The organism is Dactylosporangium sp. NPDC000521 (assembly GCF_042898305.1).
In the GTDB taxonomy this organism is placed as follows: domain Bacteria; phylum Actinomycetota; class Actinomycetes; order Mycobacteriales; family Micromonosporaceae; genus Dactylosporangium.
In genome coordinates, this window is record NZ_JBIAYW010000006.1 from 322,635 (window position 1) to 339,732 (window position 17,098).

The following is a 17,098-nucleotide window of genomic DNA, read 5'->3' on the forward strand; positions in this document are numbered from 1 at the left end:
TGCGGCCGGTTAATCGTCGAGAATCGCCGTCGCAACGCTCGGATATCCCCGCCGGTCATACCGGCGTCCAGTGGCGAAAGGGGCCGCGCGAGCCCCTTCCTCGCTTGCAGAATCTCACTCCTACGGATGACGGGACGTATTTGAGATTGCGCAGTTCGCTCCGCTGCCGCGCTCTCGCTGCGACCGCCCCGCGTATCGGACTATGCTGGCCGGGCCCGGAAATGCGGCGACCAACATCAAGTCGCGAGGGCTATCGGAATCCGCGAACAGGGGAGATCCATGACTGAAACCAAGACCGAGACCAAGCCCGACGCCGCGCTGCGCAGGCTCGAGAAGCTCCTCGGCACGTGGGAGGTGAGCGGCGACGCGACCGGCACGGTGACCTATGAGTGGGGCCCGGGCGAGAAGTTCGTGCTGCAGCACGTCGACATCACGCTCAACGATCACCACATCGTCGGGCTGGAGGTCATCGGGCGGCTGCTCCCGTTCGGCGCGGAGGAGCCGAGCGAGGAGATCATGTCCCGCTTCTACGGCTCCGACGGCGAGACCTACGACTATGTCTACGAGGTGAGCGAGGACGGCAGCACGCTCACGATCTGGGGTGGGGTCCGCGACTCCCCCGCGTACTTCAAGGGGACCTTCGACAAGACCGGCACCAAGAACGAGGGTGCGTGGGTCTACCCGGGCGGCGGCGGCTACACGTCCAACATGACGAAGGTCAAGTAGGCCGCGAAGAAGCAGAGACGGGCCGGGTGCGCGCACCCGGCCCGTCGTCGTGTCCGCGTCAGGCGACGGCCGCGGCCTTGTACGAGCCGTAGTAGCCGGCGATCGCGTGGAACGACGCCTTCGGTTCGTACGTGTACGGCGACGCGGGGTCGGCGATGCGCTCCCGGATCGTCTTGACGATGCACAGGCTCGCCGTGTCGAGGTCCAGCCGCGGGTCGTCCGGCGAGTGCGGGTGTGTCGGGTGGATGAAGTCGGTGACCGTCACCCCGCGGATGCCGGCCTCGTCGAAGATGCCGAACATCTTGGTGTGGAAGGCCGCCTGCGCCTCCTCGTCCCGCTCGATCCCGTCGAGGATCTTCAGCTCGTCGAAGTCGCTGCGGTCCACCACGTCCCAGAAGAAGAACGCCTTCTCCTCCGCACCGCGGTAGGTGGCGGTGCCGAAGCCCGCGATGTCGATCGGCTTGCCCCAGCTGCGGTACCGGTCGATCTCGGCCGCGTGCTGCTCCGGCGTCAGGTACCGCGGCTGGTAGTAGTACATGAGCCCGATCGCGTCGAACGGTGCCCAGTCGACCTGCTCGAACGGCGCCGCCGAGTAGCTGACCTCGCCGTTGAAGACGCCGCGCGCCACCGTGGCCGCCTCGGAGAGGAAGGCGTTGAGCCGCGGCGCGGCGTCGGCGAGGTCGGCGGCGCTCTGCGGGCTCAGCAGGTAGTGGTCGTTGTCGGAGTAGATGTTCGCCATGCGCTGGTGGTAGTGCTCGCCGGGGGTGATGCCGCCGGTGAAGATCGTGTGCGCGGCGCCGACGGTCAGCGCGACGTCGGCGCCCTCCAGGCGCAGGGTCTCCGCGAGCCGGCCGACGTCGGCCAGGTGCCGCAGGATCTCCTCGCGCGGGTGGTCGACCAGCCGCGGGTCCAGCAGGACATGCAGCCCGTGCCCGATCGCCGCCCGGGCGGCGGTCTCGAGGCGGGCGAGGTCGGTGCCGTACACGGTGACCGCGTTCGCGTTGAGCGCTTGCGCGATCATCGCGATCTGGGTGCGGATCTCGTCGTCGCCGACGGTCCTCGACAGCTCCCCCTGGCCGGTCGCGAAGTTGGAGCCGACGTCGTAGGCGACGCCACGGTAGGTGAACATGTCTGCGTCCTCTCAGGGTTGCGGGTCAGGGGTTCAGGTCGTTGCGGCGGGGGCCGGTCACGGTGAGGCTCCAGCCGCCGGCGAGCTGCCGGGTGTTCGGCCCGGGCAGCAGCCGCTCACCGGGTGCGGGCGGCAGCTGGGCGCTGTGCTGCTGGCCGGGGGTGAGGAAGACGTTGCGGGCCAGCTGGCTGCGCGGGATGTCGGTGTTGCGGGCGATGACGTCGCCCAGGCTCACCCGGTAGTCGATGCCGAAGAGGTTGCGCACGAGCGGCAGCAGCGGGTCGTTGGCGAAGAAGAACCGGTCGCCGTCGCGCAGCGCCTGGAACTGCTGCCTCCAGATCGCCAGCTGCAGCTCGCCGAACTCGGTGCCGGGCACATGCTGCTCGGCGATCAGCCCGGTGAACGCGTCGACCTGGTCGACCGTGCCGTAGATCGCCTTGAGCCGCGCCGCCGTCGTGGTGCGCCGCACGCCGCGGACCGCGTTGTCGGCCTGGGCGGTCGTGGCGTGGCCGTTGATGTCGTACAGGGCGGTGTAGTCCATGATGTTCGGGTCGTTGATCTCGTTGCCGGGGGTGAGCAGCGGATCGGCGGGGAACTCCTGCGTCGCCTCGCCGGTGATGGCGGTGAACGACGTCTTCGGCGGCAGCCCGTACGCGGCCCGCAGCTGGTTGTAGGTGCCCAGGCCGTGGTCCCGGCCGCGCTCGATGTCCACCGCCGCGAGGTCGTTGACGCCGGCGATGCAGGTCGGGCCGGACGGGTCCTCGGCGCAGCCCGGGTTGCCGGAGAAGTCGAACACGCCGTTGCGCATCAGGTTGTTGATGATCTCGTCGTTCTTGTTCTGCGGGATCGAGCTCACCCCGCGCAGCACCGGGCCGAGCTGGAGCCGTTCGAGCAGGTCCGGGTTGAAGAACGTCTCCTCGCCGATCGGCACCGACAGCACGACCTGGCCGCCGGTCTTGCTCACGGTGACGCCGACGGAGGCGAAGTAGTCGAGGTCCGCCTGGCTCCACCGGCCGGGCTCACCCTTCATCGTGTAGTGCGTGCCGATCATGCTGTGCGCGCGGTACCCGACGGTGGCGAACTCGTTGGTCACCCCGGCGTCGACGTTCGGCTTGTAGCCGGTGTAGGCGGGCAGCCGCACCCCGAGCGACGGCAGGAACTCCTGGTAGGTGATGTACTGCAGCTCGGCGATGAGCACCGCGCGGGCGACCTGGAACTTGTCCTGCTCCGACATCCACGACGGCAGCTTCGACACGATCCGGTTGTGCTCGCGGTTGAACAGCGTGTGGGTGGCCAGCAGCCCGGGGTTCTCGTTGGCGCGCTGGTCACCGGCGATCGCGACGACCTCCGGGGTGGCGAACAGCGACCCGACGACCATCGGCGGCGCCGTCTCCCAGTTGCCGCGGCTGGCGGCGCGGGGCAGGTAGCCGCCCGGCATGAGCAGGCGCGCCCCGTTGTTGGCCGGGTTGCCGTCGACGGTGCCCTCGCGCAGCCAGTCCAGGCGGGCGTCGGCGTTGCTGTAGACGGTCGCCGCGTCGATGTAGGAGCTGATCGCGTTGATCTGCTCGCGCGGCACCGTGACGCCGGTGCCCTCCTCGGCGATGGACCGCTCGAAGAACAGGAACCCGAGGTCGTTGCGCGAGGTCTCCAGCGGGTCGGCGTTGTTGAACGGGATGTTCGCCTCCTCGCCGGACGGACCGGTCTGGCGCCGGCCGACCCGCTGGGCGATCGTGTGGTCCAGGAACTGACCCCAGACGAAGCCCCACTGGCTGACCCCGCGCTCCGAGTACAGCTGCTGCGAGCCGCCGTTGATGACGCGGTTGCTGATGTACCGCGTGTTCGGGCCGCCCTGCGCCTGGTTGACCCCGTCGGCGTAGTGGTGCTGGCCCACCCGCGGGTAGATGGTGTTCGTCCGCCCCCACTCGGGGTGCGACCGGTTGTTGGCCCCGCCGTCGAGACCCTGCGCCTCGACGATGCCGAAGATGCCGCCGCCGGCGGGCACGGCGCCCTCGGCGGCCGAGCCGGTGCCCACGACGCTCGCGGTGACGAACGCGAGGACCAGCGCACCTCCTCGGCGGATCCGCTGCCCGCGGGTGCGGGTGGACTGCACCATGACTGTCTCCCCTCTCGGATTCGCACTGGACGTCCGGCACCACGGTCCACATCGGACCCTCACCGCTGAGGACCGCTTCGGCGTGCCGGCGTCCGGACGTACCCGAGTCTTCACTGCATCCACGGGCATCGAGTTCTTGTCACGTGCGGCCTCGCCCGCTTGGACCGGCGCTCCAGAGCCGCTCGATCCGGGGTCGATCCGCCTACCGCACGCCCCTGATCGGGCGCACCAGCACGGCCGAGCCGACGCCGACCACGGCCGCCAGCCAGAACAGCGTCGAGTAGCCGCCCAGGTGCAGGATCACCGGGCCGGACAGCGCCGGGGCGAGCAGCCCGGCGAGCGTGACGGCCAGGTTGATCAGGCCCATGTCCTTGCCCCGCCCCGCCGCCTCCGGCAGGACCTCGGTGACGAGCGCCTGGTCGACCGACATGTAGACACCGAACCCGAGGCCGAGCAGCACCGCGGCGATCAGCGCCGCCGTCCACGTCAGCGACACCGCCAGGGTGGCGCACGCGGCCGCTTGGAGCGCGGCGCTGACGATCGTCAGGTTCTTGCGCCGCAGCCGCCGGTCCGAGATCCGCCCCATCGGCACGCTGGCCAGCGACGCGACGATGACGTACACGGTGTTCAGCAGCAGCACGCCGACCGCCGGATCGGCGTAGTGGATCTCGTCCTGCAGGAAGAAGTACAGGTAACCGGAGAACAGCCCGTTGGCGAGGAAGAACAGGAAGCGCCCGCTCATCGCCCACCAGAAGTCGGGGTGCTGCCTGGGGCTGACCCACAGCGACCCGGCGAGCGCCCGCCACGTGAACGGCGCCCGCTGCGCGGGCGTCAGCGGCGTGCCGCGGGTGAACAGCGCGAAGGGCAGCACGCCCAGCACCATCAGCACGCCCATCGTGACGTAGCCGGCGGTGACGCCGGTGACCGCCACCGCGACCAGCGAGATGCACACCAGCAGGCCCAGCGAGCCGCCGACCCCGCCGCCCCAGGCCGACACGGTCGCCCGCTGCCGGACCGGCACGTCGTCGGGCACGACCGCGACGAGGCTCGTGCTGAGCACCGCGATCGCCAGGCCCGCGACGACGGCCGTCAGCAGGTAGCCGGCGACCGTGGTCTGGAACGCCTGCGCGGCGAAGACCGCGCCGGTGCCCAGTGCGCCGGCCAGGATCCACGGGTGCCGGCGGCCGGAGCGGGCCGTGGTGCGGTCCGACAGCGCCCCGAACAGCGGGCTGAAGAGCAGGGCGACGAGCCCCGTCAGCACCCCGGCGAGGGCGAACATGCCGACCTTGCCGGCCGGGTCGACCCGCTCGGCCAGCTGCGGGCCGACGACGGAGGCGGCACCGTACACGAGGCCGGACAGCATGAAGTTGGCCAGTGACCACAGCAGGATCCACCGTGCGGTGACGCGACGGGTCGGCTCCTCCAGCGCGGGGACGGCGGCCACACCGGTCTGTTCCGAGGCCGCTTCGGAGATGGTCATCGTCGATCTCCTTCCATAGACGCACACCAGGGCGAGCCCGGGACCCTCCGGCACCGCTGCACCGCTCACACCGCACTGTCGCCGCAGCGCGGGCGGCCCGCATCTCCCGCCGTGCCGACCCTCGAGGGGCCGGGCGGCACGCATTTCAGGAGATGCGGGCCGCCGCGCGGCGGTGTGACGCTACTTGGACGAAATTGCCCGGCGATTGCAGGAGGTGACCCGCTGTGGCCGATCATGTCGGAGGCCGTGCCGTGGTGCTGGGCGGAGGCATGGGCGGGCTGCTCACCGCCCGCGTCCTGGCCGAGTCGTTCAGACAGGTGTCCATTGTGGACCGCGACGCGCTCATGGGCGTGGACCGGCCGCGCCGCGGCGTGCCCCATGCGCGGCACGCGCACGCACTGCTGGCCCGCGGGCAGCAGATCCTGGAGGAGCTGTTCCCGGGGCTGCGCCAGGAGCTGATCGACGCGGGCATCCCGGCCGGTGACATCGCCGGCAACCTTCGCTGGTACTTCAACGGCCGCAGGCTCGCCCCCGGCAGTGCCGACCTGCTGAGCGTGTCGGCGACCCGGCCGCAGCTGGAGGCGCACGTGCGGGCGCGGGTCGCCCAGCTGTCCAATGTGGATTTCATGGAGCGGTTCTCCATCAACGGGCTCGTCACCGGCGCCGGCGGCCGGGTCACCGGGGTGCGGGTGCAGAGCGACGACTTCGGCATCGCGGCGACGCTCGACGCCGACCTCGTCGTGGACAGCACCGGCCGCGGCTCGCGGACCCCGGCGTGGCTGGAGGAGCTCGGCTACGGGCGCCCGGCCGAGGACAAGGTCAAGGTGGACCTCGCGTACACCACCCGGCACTTCCGCCTGAAGGACGACCCCTACGGCACCGACCTGTCCATCAACCCGGTCGCCAGCCCGGCGAACCCGCGCGGCGCGTTCTTCCCGAAGCTGGCCGACGGCTCGTCACAGCTGTCGCTCACCGGCATCCTCGGCGACCACCCGCCGACCGACCCCGAGGGCTTCATGGCGTTCGCCAAGACGCTCGCCGCGCCGGAGATCTACGAGGCGATCCAGGACGCCGAGCCGCTCGACGACCCGGTGACGTTCAAGTTCCCCGCCAGCGTCCGGCGCCGGTACGAGCTGATGCGCCGTTTCCCCACCGGCCTGCTCGTGCTCGGCGACGCCGTGTGCAGCTTCAACCCCGTCTACGGGCAGGGCATGACGGTCGCCGCGCTGGAGGCGTGGACGCTGCGCAACATGCTCGCGCACGGCCCGGTGCCCGACGCGCGCCGCTTCTTCCGCGAGATCGCCAGGATCGTCGACGCGTCCTGGACCATCTCGGCCGGCGCGGACCTGGGCTTCCCCGGCGTCGAGGGCGACCGCACCTTCCAGGTGCGGATGGGCAACGCGTACATGGCCCGCCTGCACGCCGCGGCCGTCACCGACCCCACCGTCACCGCCGCGTTCTTCCGGGTGGCCGGCCTCGTCGACCCACCCACCGCGCTCATGCGCCCCGCCATGATGCGCCGCGTCCTGGGCGCCCCCAAGCACGCCCGCGCCGCCTGACGCTCCCGCCTAGCTCCCCGAAGGAGATTCCGATGCGAGTCCTGTTCACCCCGTACCCCTCGGTCGCGCACCTGCTGCCGATCGTGCCGCTGGCGTGGGCGTTCCAGAGCGCCGGGCACGAGGTCCGGGTGGCGTCGCATGCCGGCTTCATGCCACAGATCGCGGCGACCGGCCTGACCCCCGTGCCGCTCGGCGACCCGGACTCGCACGAGGCCAGGCTGCGCGACGACGCCCGCCGGCCGGCCGAGGCCGCCGAGGTGCTGCGCTACGCCGACGTCATGGGCCTCGACGCCGTCGAACGCGAACACTGGATCACCTTCTACCAGTACCTGCTGAACCCGATCGCCGACTACGTGCGCACCGACCTGCCGGAGTGCGCCGACCTGGTCGCCTTCGCCCGCGCGTGGAAGCCCGACCTGGTGCTGTGGGACGAGCTGTTCTACGCCGGCCCGGTGGCGGCTGCGGCCAGCGGCGCCGCGCACGCCCGCTTCATGCTCGGCCCGGACGAGATCGCGTGGAGCGTCGACCGGCTGGAGGAGCACGCCGCGGAGCTCGTGGCGGCCGGCCTGTCGGCCAACCCGCTCGCCGACGTCATGCGCCCGATCGCCGAGATCTACGGTCTCGAGGTTGACCGGGAGCTGATGCTGGGCCAATGGACGCTCGACCCGATGCCGGAGCGTTTCGGGCCGCCGACCACCGAGAAGGTCGTGCGGATGCGGTACGAGCCCTACAGCGGCGCGCAGACCGTCCCGGCGTGGCTGAACGAGCCGCCGCGCCGCCCGCGGGTCGCGTTGACCCTGGGCGAGTCGACGCGCCGCTTCGTCCCCGGCGACTGGGACCGCACCCCGAAGATCCTCGAGGCGGTCGCCGGCCTGGACATCGAGGTCATCGCCACCCTCAACGCCCTGCAGCTGCAGGGCCTGGAGTCCATCCCGGACAACGTCGTGGTGGTCGACTGGGTGCCGCTGACCCAGCTCCTGCCGACCTGCTCGGCGATCATCCACCACGGCGGCATGGGCACCTTCGCGGCCAGCCGCGCCTACCGGGTGCCGCAGCTCGTCTGCGACACCGAGGAGTCCGTGCTCATGCGGCAGGAGAAGGTCGAGGCGCCCACCTACACGATCGGCCGGGAGTTCGGCGTGCGCGAGGAGACCGAGGTCGAGACGACCCAGTGGATCGTGCCGGCGAAGAAGCTGGAGGCGACCTGGACGTCGGAGTACGTCATCGCCAACCACGCCGGGGCCCGGCTCAACCATCGCGCGCTGACGGTCGAGGAGATCGGCAAGCTGATCCTCCAGGTCGTCGGCGAGGGCGTCTACCAGGACGGCGCCAACGACATCTACGAAACCTGGCTCGCCACCCCCGCGCCCGCCCAGGTCGTCAAGATCTTCGAGGGCCTCGTCTCCTTCCGAAAGGACCGGTGAGCGATGGAGCCGCTGTTCGCTGAGCACCTCCACGTGGGCCGGCCGAACGTCGGTGACCGCGGTCGCTTCCTCGACCGGATCAACGGCGCCCTGGACCGCCTCTGGCTGGCCAACAACGGGCCACTCGTGCAGGAGTTCGAGGCGCAGGTCGCGGCCGTCGCGCAGACCCGCTTCTGCGTGCCGGTCGCCAACGCGACCGTCGGCATCCAGATCGCGGCGAAGGCGGCCGGGATCGGACCCGGCGACGAGGTGATCGTGCCGTCGTTCACCTCGCCGGCGACCCCGCACGCCATGGAGTGGATCGGCGCGGTGCCCGTCTTCGCCGACGTCGACACCGAGACCGTGACCCTCGACCCGCACCACGTCGAGCGGCTCATCACCCCGCGCACCAAGGCCATCATCGGCGTCCACGTCTTCGGCCGGCCCTGCCACATCGACGAGCTCAGCGCCCTCGCCGACCAGCACGGCCTGATCCTGCTGTTCGACGCCGCGCAGGCGCTCGGCTGCACCTACCACGGCCGGCCGATCGGCGGCTTCGGCGACGCGGAGATCTTCAGCTTCCACGCCACGAAGTACCTCAACAGCTTCGAGGGCGGCGCGATCGTCACCAACGACCCCGACCTGGCCGAGGCGGCCCGGGCGATGCGCAACCTGGGGCTGGACGAGCACCGGGAGCAGACGTACCTCGGCATCAACGGGCGCATGACGGAGGCGTCGGCCGCGATGGGGCTCACGTCCCTGGAGTCGATGCACGCCTTCATCGACGTGAACCGCCGCAACGCCATGCTCTACCAGGACGGCCTGTCCGGCGTCCCCGGCGTCACGCTGCGCCGGCAGGCACCCGGCGAGCGGGCCAACCACCAGTACGTGGTCATCGAGACCGACGCCCGCGACGCCGTGCACGACCTGCTGCTGGAGCACAACGTCCTGTCCCGCAAGTACTTCTACCCCGGCTGCCACGACATCGAGCCGTACCGCTCGAACCGGGCCCGCCACACGCCGCTGCCGCTGCCGCGGACCGAGGCCCTGTGCGACCGCGTCCTGTCGCTGCCGACCGGCACGTCGATCGGCCCGGCGGAGATCGCGGGCGTCTGCGACATCATCCGCACCGCCTGCCGCCCGCTCCACCAACGCCTGGCCGCCTGACCCGCTCCTCCCCCCTGAAGCCGCCCCGCCTCCCCCCGGCGGGGCGGCTTCGTCCGCTATCCCCCGTCCACAAACCTGCCACGGTTGTGCCAGGCCCTGTCCCGTTGATCGAAGGACAGCTCCGGCCGCCCGGACGACCACCCCGCGCCGTGGATCACGCGACGGCGGCCCGAGCCACGAACCCGACGGCGATGCGGAAGCACCGACCGCAACCCACCATGAACCCGCGAACCGCGAAGATCGAAGGACAGCCCTGGCCGCCCGGACGACCACCACAGGACTTGGATCACAGCCGAGGCGCCGCAGCACCACGACGGCGGGGGGTCGCAAACCACGACGGCAACCGCGGCGCCGGCATCCGGAACGGCATGCACTGGTCGTGACAGCCAACGGCGGTGTGGAACCACCGAATGACGCCCTCGACGGCGCTGGACCATGCAAGGACGGCGGCCGCGGAACATCACCGCAACCACGCCACGGACCGCAACGACGCCACCCGGGCGCCCTGCCCCGGCCTCGGCCGGGTGGACAGAACCCACCCGCCACGCTGGCCCGTCCCCGCAACCGAGCGACGCCGCGAACCGCGAAGATCGAAGGACAGCCCTGGCCGCCCGGACGACCACAACCCGACTTGGATCACAGCCGCAGCGGCGGAGCACCTCGGCACGGACCACAACCACACCACCCGGGCGCCGACCCCGGCCCCGGCAGGGGTGAACAGAGCACACCCGCCGCGCTGGCCCGTCCCCGCAACCGAGCGACGCCGCGAACCGCGAAGATCGAAGGACAGCCCTGGCCGCCCGGACGACCACAACACGACTTGGATCACAGCCGCAGCGGCGGAGTACCTCGGCACGGACCACAACCACACCACCCGGGCGCCCGACCCGGGCCCCGGGCCCCAGCGGAAGAACCCACTCACCGCGCTGGCCCGTCCCCACAACCGAGCGACGCCACGAACCGCGAAGATCGAAGGACAGCCCTGGCCGCCCGGACGACCACAACACGACTTGGATCACAGCCGCAGCGGCGAAAGGCCTCGGCACGGACCGCAACCACACCACCCGGGCGCCCGACCCGGCCCCCCGGGCCCTGGCCCCGGCGGAAGAACCCACTCACCGCGCTGGCCCGTACCCACAACCGAGCGGCGCCGCGATCCGTGACGATCGAAGGACAGCCCTGGCCGCCCGGACGACCACCACGCGACTTGGATCACGGCCGCGGAGGGGCTGAGGTGCCTGGAGGTGCGGGTCATTGCAGCGGAAGGCGGCCCGGCACGAGCGTGCCGGGCCGCCTTCAGCCGAACAGGGAGCGGTCAGACGGGCTGGACCTTCTCGGTCTCGGGGGCGGGGACGTCCTCGACCGTGTCGGCCGGGGCCCCGTGGCCGTGGCCGCCCTGGCCCGCCATCGGCGGCACGCCGCGCAGGGTGGCCACCGCCAGGACCGCCAGGCCGACGAAGACGACCCCGCAGACCGCGGCCACCATGTTGAGCTCCGCCGTGAAGGCCGTGCGGGCCGCGGCGACCAGCGTGTCGCCGACCGCGCCGGGCAGGGACTGCGCGACGAACAGCGCGGCGTCCGCGGTCTCCGCCGCGGCGTCGCCGGCGGGGGTGCCGGCGATCTCCGGCGGGACGACCATCTCGCGGGTGTAGACGGCCGCGCCGATGCTGCCCATGGTGGCGATGCCGACCGCGACGCCCAGGTCGCCGCTGGTGGTCTGCAGCGACGACGCCGAGCCGGCCTTCTCCGGCGGGGCGGCCGGCACGACCAGCTGGCTGACCACCGGGCCGACCGGGCTGACCCCGAAGAAGACGATGCTGAAGCCGACGATGAGCATGGCCAGGCCGGCCGCGACGGTGAGCTGGCTGAGCACCGTCATGCCGATGGCCGCGATGATGGCGCCGCCGGCCACGACGTACGCGGGGCGGACCTTCTGCGCCATGCCCTGGCTCATGCCGATGCCGATCAGCAGCGCGAACGTCGGGACCAGGATCCACAGGCCGCTGCTGAGCGGGCTGCGGCCCTCCACGACCTGCAGGAACTGGGCCAGGAAGAAGCCGGCGCCGCCCTGGACCGCGCCGATGAGCAGGGCCAGGACCAGCGCGCCGCTGACCGCCTTGATCTTGAACAGGCGCACGTCGAGCAGCGGGTCGGCGAGCTTGCGCTGGCGCTGGACGAAGACGGCGCCGAAGACGAGGCCGCCGATGAGCGTGACCACGGCCGTCGCGGTCCAACCGTACGCCGCCAGCTCCTTGAACCCGTAGATGACCGGCAGGATCGCCAGGAGCGAGAGCGCGACGCTGAAGAGGTCGAGCCGGCCCGCGTTCGGGTCCTTGAACTCCGGCAGCAGCACCCGGGCGGTCGCGACGACCAGCAGCATGACCGGCGGGCCGATCAGGAACACCGAGCCCCACCAGAACCACTGCAGCAGGACGCCGCCGACGACGGGGCCGAGGGCGACGCCGAGCGTCAGCGCCGAGGCCCACACCGCGATCGCGATGCCCATCTCCTTCGGGTTCTTGAACATCTGGGTGATCAGCGCCAGCGTCGACGGGATGAGCGTCGCGCCGGCGATGCCCAGCAGCGCCCGGCAGACGATGAGCATCTCCGGCGTGGTGGCGAACGCCGCCACCGCCGACACCAGACCGAACGCGGTGGCGCCGATGACGAGCAGTTTCCGCCGGCCGATGCGGTCGCCGAGCGTGCCCATGGTGACCAGGAACCCGGCGCTGAGGAAGCCGTAGATGTCACCGATCCACAGCTGCTGGCTGGCGCTCGCGTCGAGGTCCGCGGTCAGGTTCGGCAGTGCCAGGAACAGCACGCTGATGTCAATCATGCCGAGCATCGACGGGAACCCGAGCACGGCGAGCCCGAGCCACTCGCGCCGGGTCGCCTTCACCTCCGGGCCTTGCGTGTTCGTTGCCATGTCCCCTCCTCGTCTGAAGCCGCGTCACCGCATGTCGGACGAGGCCCTCGCAGCCATTGTTCGGGGGGTCAAGGGCCGGGACATCTTCTCGATTGCTGTCTACGCAGCCACGAGCTGCCTACGCGGCCACGAGCTGTCTACACGGCCACGAGCTACGCGGCCGCGAGCTGCCTACGCAGCCACGAGCTGCCTACGCGGCCTCCAGCTCGCGCGCCGCCTCGTACCGCCATGAGGGGAACGTCGCGCAGAACTTGACGAAGTTGTTCAGCAGGTGGGCGCCGTTCTGCGTGCAGATGCTCTCGGGGTGGAACTGCACCGACTCCACCGGCAGCCACCGGTGCCGCAGCGCCATGACGTAGCCGTCGTCGAGGGACCGCGCGCTGACCTCCAGACACGAGGGCACCGTGTCCTCGACGACCACCAGCGAGTGGTACCGCGTGGCGTGGAAGTCGTCGGCCATGCCGCGGAAGAGCCGCCGCCCGTCGTGCCGGATCCGGCTGGTCTTGCCGTGCATGAGGTGCTCGGCGGGCACGACCGTCGCGCCGTACGCGCGGCCGATCGCCTGGTGCCCCAGGCAGACGCCGAGGATCGGGACCTCGCCGGCGAAGGCCCGCACGATGTCCACGTGCCCCGAGTCGTCGGGGCTGCCGGGGCCCGGGCCGAGCAGGATCGAGTCGGGCCGCACCTCGCGCACCTCGTCGAGCCGTAGCGCGTTGGAGCGCACCATAATCGGTTCGGCGCCGGCCGACATGAGGTACTGCCGGATGATGTAGACGAAGCTGTCGAACGCGTCGACGACGAGCACCCGCACGATGTCAGTCCTCCTGTAACAGTTCGCGGCCGGTGACCGCCCAGAAGGCGGCGCTGAGCTTCGCCAGCGTCTCGGTCCACTCCCGCCCGGCGTCGGAGTCGGCGACGACACCCGCCGAGGCGCGGGCGCGGTACTCGCCGTCGTGGTGGATCAGCGTGCGGATGCACAGGGCCAGGTTCAGGTAGCCGCCCACGTCGATCAGGCCGAGAGCGCCCCCGTACAGGCCGCGCCGGCTGTGCTCCATCGCCTCGATGATCTCCATGGCGCGGATCTTCGGCGCGCCGGTCATCGTGCCGGCCGGGAACAGCGCCGGGATGACGTCGTAGCTGTCGACCTGCTCCTCCGCCTGCCCGGTCACGGTGGACACCAGGTGCTGCACGTGGGAGTACCGCTCGATGGTGAAGTGCTCCGGCACGTCCAGGGTGTCGCGCCGGCAGATCCGGCCGACGTCGTTGCGGCACAGGTCCACCAGCATCGTGTGCTCGGCGAGCTCCTTGGGGTCGGCGAGCAGCCGCCGGGCCGCCGCCTCGTCGCCGTCGGGGCCGCCGCGCGGGACGGTGCCGGCGATCGGCCGCATCAGCACCAGCCCGTCCTCGACCCGCACGAAGAGCTCCGGGCTCGCGCCGACGAGGGTGTGCCCGCCGAGCGCCGTCAGGTACATGAACGGCGAGGCGTTGCGTTCCCGCAGCCGCTGGTAGGCGTCCAGCGGCGGGGTCGGCGTGCGGACCGTCAGCTCGTGCCCGATCTGCACCTGGTAGATGTCGCCGATCGCGATGTGCTTCAGGCACGCCTCGACCGTCGTGAGGTAGTCCTCGCGGGCGGTGTCGTCGCTCCACCCGGTCACCTCGGCGAGCCGGGGCGGGTCCACCGGCGGGGCGCCGGCCAGCAGCTCGACGATGTCGTCGGTGAGGGCCGGCCAGGCGTCGCTGTCGAACAGCAACAGTTCCGACGAGGAGGCGCCCACCTCGTGGGTGAGGCAGCCGCGGTACAGCACCAGGTGCACATCCGGCAGCGACGGCTCCTGCTCGATGAGGAACGGCAGCTCCTCGATGTACCGCACCGCGTCGTAGCCGAAGTAGGCGAGGAACCCGAAGCTGAACCGCGAGGCCGAGCCTTCCGCGTCGAACGTTCCCTGTACCGCGCGAAGGAACGCCCACAGGTCGGTCATGGCGGGCAGTCGCAGGACGCCGTCGGCGGCGGCCAGCAGGCCGCGGGTGCGCTCCAGCACCGCGTCGCGCAGCGCCGGGACGCCGCCGACGCTGACGGCGCCGCGGGTCACGGAGACGGTGAGCAGCTCGCCGAAGCCGATGAACTCGTGCCGGGAGTCCTGCCCCGGGCCAGTCGCGGACTCCAGCAGGTAGACCTCGCCGGGGCCGAACCGCGAGGCGAGCGCGGACCATGCCGCCAGCGCGCCGGGCCGCGGGATCCGGTGCCGGCGCGTGTGGACACGTACCTGGTCAAGCATGGGAATCCCCGTTCACGTCGTGATCGCGTAGCGGTGCGCAACCTCCCGGGCGGCCAGCACCGCGGCGTCCGGTGCCGAGCGGTTGTCCAGGATCCGTGCCGCCTTCCAGCTCACGAACGAGCCGGTGCTGGTGACCGGGTCGAGGTCGGTCTCCACGGTGATGCCGGCGTGCACGCCGGTGCGCTCCCGCAGCCGGGCGGCGATGGCGGCGCCGATCGCCGCGGGGTCGCCGGCGAGCTCCGGCACCAGGTCCATCCGGACGGTGACGGTGTCCTGGGTGCCGTCGTGGTCGAGCACGATCTGGTAGCCGAGGCAGCCCCGGACGCCCTCGAGGACGAGCGCCTCCAGCTCCGCGGGCTGCAGGTCCGCGGCGCCGACCCGGATCCGGTCGGCGGCGCGGCCGAGCACCTCCACCACCGGTCCCGGCAGCGGCGCGCCCGGGCGGGCGGGCCGGACCCTGACGAGGTCGCCGGTGCGGTACCGGATGAGCGGCTTGATCCCGTCGACCAGCATGGTCAGCACGAGCTCGCCCTCGCCGAACGGCCCCCGCGAGGCGCCGGTCCGCGGGTCGACGACCTCGGCGACGTAGTTGAGCCCGGCCAGGTGCATCTCGCCGGTGTGCGCCCCGGTCGCGATGCACAGCGCCTCCTGGGAGCCGTACAGCGTCGGGTACACGGTCGCGTCCGGCCACAGCGACGACACGTTCGCCCGCAGCTGCGGCGTGCAGATCTCGCCGAGCACCAGGAACATCTTGATCGGCAGGCGGCGCAGGTCGTACCCGTAGTGCAGGGCGGCCTTCGCCAGGCTCAGGCACAGCGCCGGCGCGCAGACGACGACCTCGACGCCGAGCTCCTCGATGAGCCGCAGCGCCTTGCGGAACCCGACCCGCGGCGACTCCGGCCAGATCTTGACGTGGCAGGCGCCGACCGACTCCGCGACGGCGGTGAACACGTCGCCGAACGCGTACAGCTCCGACGGCCCCATGAGCCCGATGACCGGCATGCGGTCGCCGAAGCGGTGGCGCAGCAGCCGGCGCCACGACTGTTCGACGGCGCGGTTGCTGGTCAGGATGTCCTTCGGGCCGCGCGGGCAGGGCGTCGAGGCGCCGGTCGTGCCCGTCGTCTCGTAGTAGATGGCGGCCTCGGACATCGGGCCCGACAGCACCCCGTACATCTCCCGGCGCAGGTCGTCCTTCGTGGTGAAGGGCAGCGCGGCGAGGGTCGAGGTGGTGACGGCGTCGACGACGATCCCGGCGAGGTGCTTGCGGTAGAACGGCGACCGGGTCGTGACGTGCTTGAGCACGGTCCGTAACCGCTCGTCGTGCCAGGCGCGGAGCTCCGCTTCGGACAGCGCACCGGCGTAGTACCGCACGGACAGGTCGTCGTAGCGGGCCCGGAAGCCGGCCGGCAGCCGGACCCCTGTGGTGGAGGTCGCGGCGGTCACAGGCTCGCCCGGAGCTCGTCGAGCGGCAGGCCGACCCGCTCGTTGCGGTCGCCGACGTCGAGCACGTCGGCCCGGCCGGTGAGCGCGCGGTAGTTGTTCAGCAGCTCGATCATGTCGACCATCCGCTCGACCATGCGGGTGACGTTGGTCAGGCCTTCCTCGTCCTTGGCGTAGTCGCCCTTGTGCAGCGCCTGCACCTCGGCGGGGAACCCGCTGCCGACGATGATCATCCGGTTGAGCAGCACGTTGGCCATGAGCTGACCGGTGACGTCGCTGTTGTTGTACCGGCGGGCGACGGCGATGACGCCCGCGACCTTGTTCGACAGCGGCCGGTCGAAGCGCAGGTAGCCCACGCCGGCCCGCTCGATGAAGGTCTGCATGAGGCTGGAGGTGCCGAAGCCGTGCACGGGCGCGGCGTAGATGATGCCGTCGGCGGCGACCATCTTGTCCACGACGGCGGGGATGTCGTCGGTCTGCTCGCAGCGGATCGGCCGGTCGTTGCAGTCGCCGCACGGGCCGCACCGCAGCATCCGCAGGTCGCGCAGGTCGATCGTCTCGAACGCCGCGCCGCGGTTCGCGGCCACCGCGGCCGCGTGGCGCAGGACGCCGGCGGTGTTGCCGTCGCGCTCCGATCCGTTGATCGCGACGATCTTCGGCTCCATGGGTGGCGCCTCCTCGAGTGGCACGGGACGTGGCTTCGAGCGTCGTTCGGGGCCGCCCGCCGCCGCATCTTGCAACGTGCGGTGATCGTCAGGCCCGACCGGCCTCCGCCAGGACGGGCGCGTCCGGCGACGCGGCACGCAGCGAGATGCGCACGCCGGCCGCGGCAAGACGCGCACGCAGCAAGATGCACGGCCCGGCGCCGCGCCCAACGAT

12 protein-coding genes are annotated in these 17,098 nt (G+C 71.5%); 4 read left to right on the top strand and 8 right to left on the bottom strand.

Translation table 11 applies throughout. From position 1 onward, the window contains the following. Nucleotides 1–279: 279 nt before the first annotated feature. Entirely contained in the window at nt 280–726 is a 447-nt protein-coding gene (locus tag ACFY3L_RS21960; protein WP_389326819.1) for a hypothetical protein, read from the top strand. A 58-nt stretch (nt 727–784) separates the two neighbouring features. Here the strand turns inward: ACFY3L_RS21960 and ACFY3L_RS21965 are convergent, their stop codons facing one another. The 3 genes from ACFY3L_RS21965 to ACFY3L_RS21975 form a co-directional block, all read right to left on the bottom strand. Beyond that, the gene (locus ACFY3L_RS21965) at nt 785–1,855 is read right to left on the bottom strand and encodes an abortive infection protein (protein WP_389326821.1); all 1,071 of its coding nucleotides are present in this window, start codon (nt 1,853–1,855) and stop codon (nt 785–787) included. A gap of 25 nt (nt 1,856–1,880) precedes the next feature. Further along, nucleotides 1,881–3,968 (bottom strand): peroxidase family protein, encoded by a 2,088-nt coding sequence (locus ACFY3L_RS21970; protein ID WP_389326822.1) that lies wholly within the window; start codon nt 3,966–3,968, stop codon nt 1,881–1,883. Nucleotides 3,969–4,170: 202 nt separating this feature from the next. After that, on the bottom strand, nt 4,171–5,448 hold the full coding sequence (locus ACFY3L_RS21975) for an MFS transporter (RefSeq protein ID WP_389326824.1): 1,278 nt from the start codon (nt 5,446–5,448) through the stop codon (nt 4,171–4,173). Between the two features lie 269 nt (nt 5,449–5,717). Here ACFY3L_RS21975 and ACFY3L_RS21980 point away from each other — a divergent pair, with 269 nt between their 5' ends. The 3 genes from ACFY3L_RS21980 to ACFY3L_RS21990 are packed head-to-tail and all read left to right on the top strand — an operon-like array spanning nt 5,718 to nt 9,577. Continuing rightward, nucleotides 5,718–7,007, top strand: a complete 1,290-nt coding sequence (locus ACFY3L_RS21980; protein WP_389327362.1) for an FAD-dependent oxidoreductase — start codon at nt 5,718–5,720, stop codon at nt 7,005–7,007. A 32-nt stretch (nt 7,008–7,039) separates the two neighbouring features. Continuing rightward, complete coding sequence (locus tag ACFY3L_RS21985) at nt 7,040–8,431, top strand: nucleotide disphospho-sugar-binding domain-containing protein (protein WP_389326826.1); 1,392 nt, start codon at nt 7,040–7,042, stop codon at nt 8,429–8,431. 3 nt (nt 8,432–8,434) lie between these two features. After that, nucleotides 8,435–9,577 carry an aminotransferase class I/II-fold pyridoxal phosphate-dependent enzyme gene (locus tag ACFY3L_RS21990; protein WP_389326828.1) on the top strand — a complete coding sequence of 381 codons (1,143 nt, stop codon included), beginning with the start codon at nt 8,435–8,437 and terminating at the stop codon, nt 9,575–9,577. A 1,315-nt stretch (nt 9,578–10,892) separates the two neighbouring features. Here ACFY3L_RS21990 and ACFY3L_RS21995 read toward each other — a convergent pair. The 5 genes from ACFY3L_RS21995 to ACFY3L_RS22015 all read right to left on the bottom strand — a co-directional run bounded on the left by ACFY3L_RS21995 (nt 10,893) and on the right by ACFY3L_RS22015 (nt 16,884). Then, nucleotides 10,893–12,503 (bottom strand): MFS transporter, encoded by a 1,611-nt coding sequence (locus tag ACFY3L_RS21995; protein WP_389326830.1) that lies wholly within the window; start codon nt 12,501–12,503, stop codon nt 10,893–10,895. Nucleotides 12,504–12,693: 190 nt separating this feature from the next. Further along, complete coding sequence (locus tag ACFY3L_RS22000) at nt 12,694–13,314, bottom strand: anthranilate synthase component II (RefSeq protein ID WP_389326832.1); 621 nt, start codon at nt 13,312–13,314, stop codon at nt 12,694–12,696. Nucleotides 13,315–13,318: 4 nt separating this feature from the next. Beyond that, entirely contained in the window at nt 13,319–14,779 is a 1,461-nt protein-coding gene (locus ACFY3L_RS22005) for an anthranilate synthase component I family protein (RefSeq protein WP_389326834.1), read from the bottom strand. A gap of 12 nt (nt 14,780–14,791) precedes the next feature. After that, complete coding sequence (locus ACFY3L_RS22010; protein ID WP_389326836.1) at nt 14,792–16,222, bottom strand: phenylacetate--CoA ligase family protein; 1,431 nt, start codon at nt 16,220–16,222, stop codon at nt 14,792–14,794. Further along, nucleotides 16,219–16,884 carry a flavodoxin family protein gene (locus ACFY3L_RS22015; protein WP_389326838.1) on the bottom strand — a complete coding sequence of 222 codons (666 nt, stop codon included), beginning with the start codon at nt 16,882–16,884 and terminating at the stop codon, nt 16,219–16,221. Before ACFY3L_RS22015 ends, ACFY3L_RS22010 begins: the two co-directional genes overlap by 4 nt. Nucleotides 16,885–17,098 lie beyond the last annotated feature (214 nt).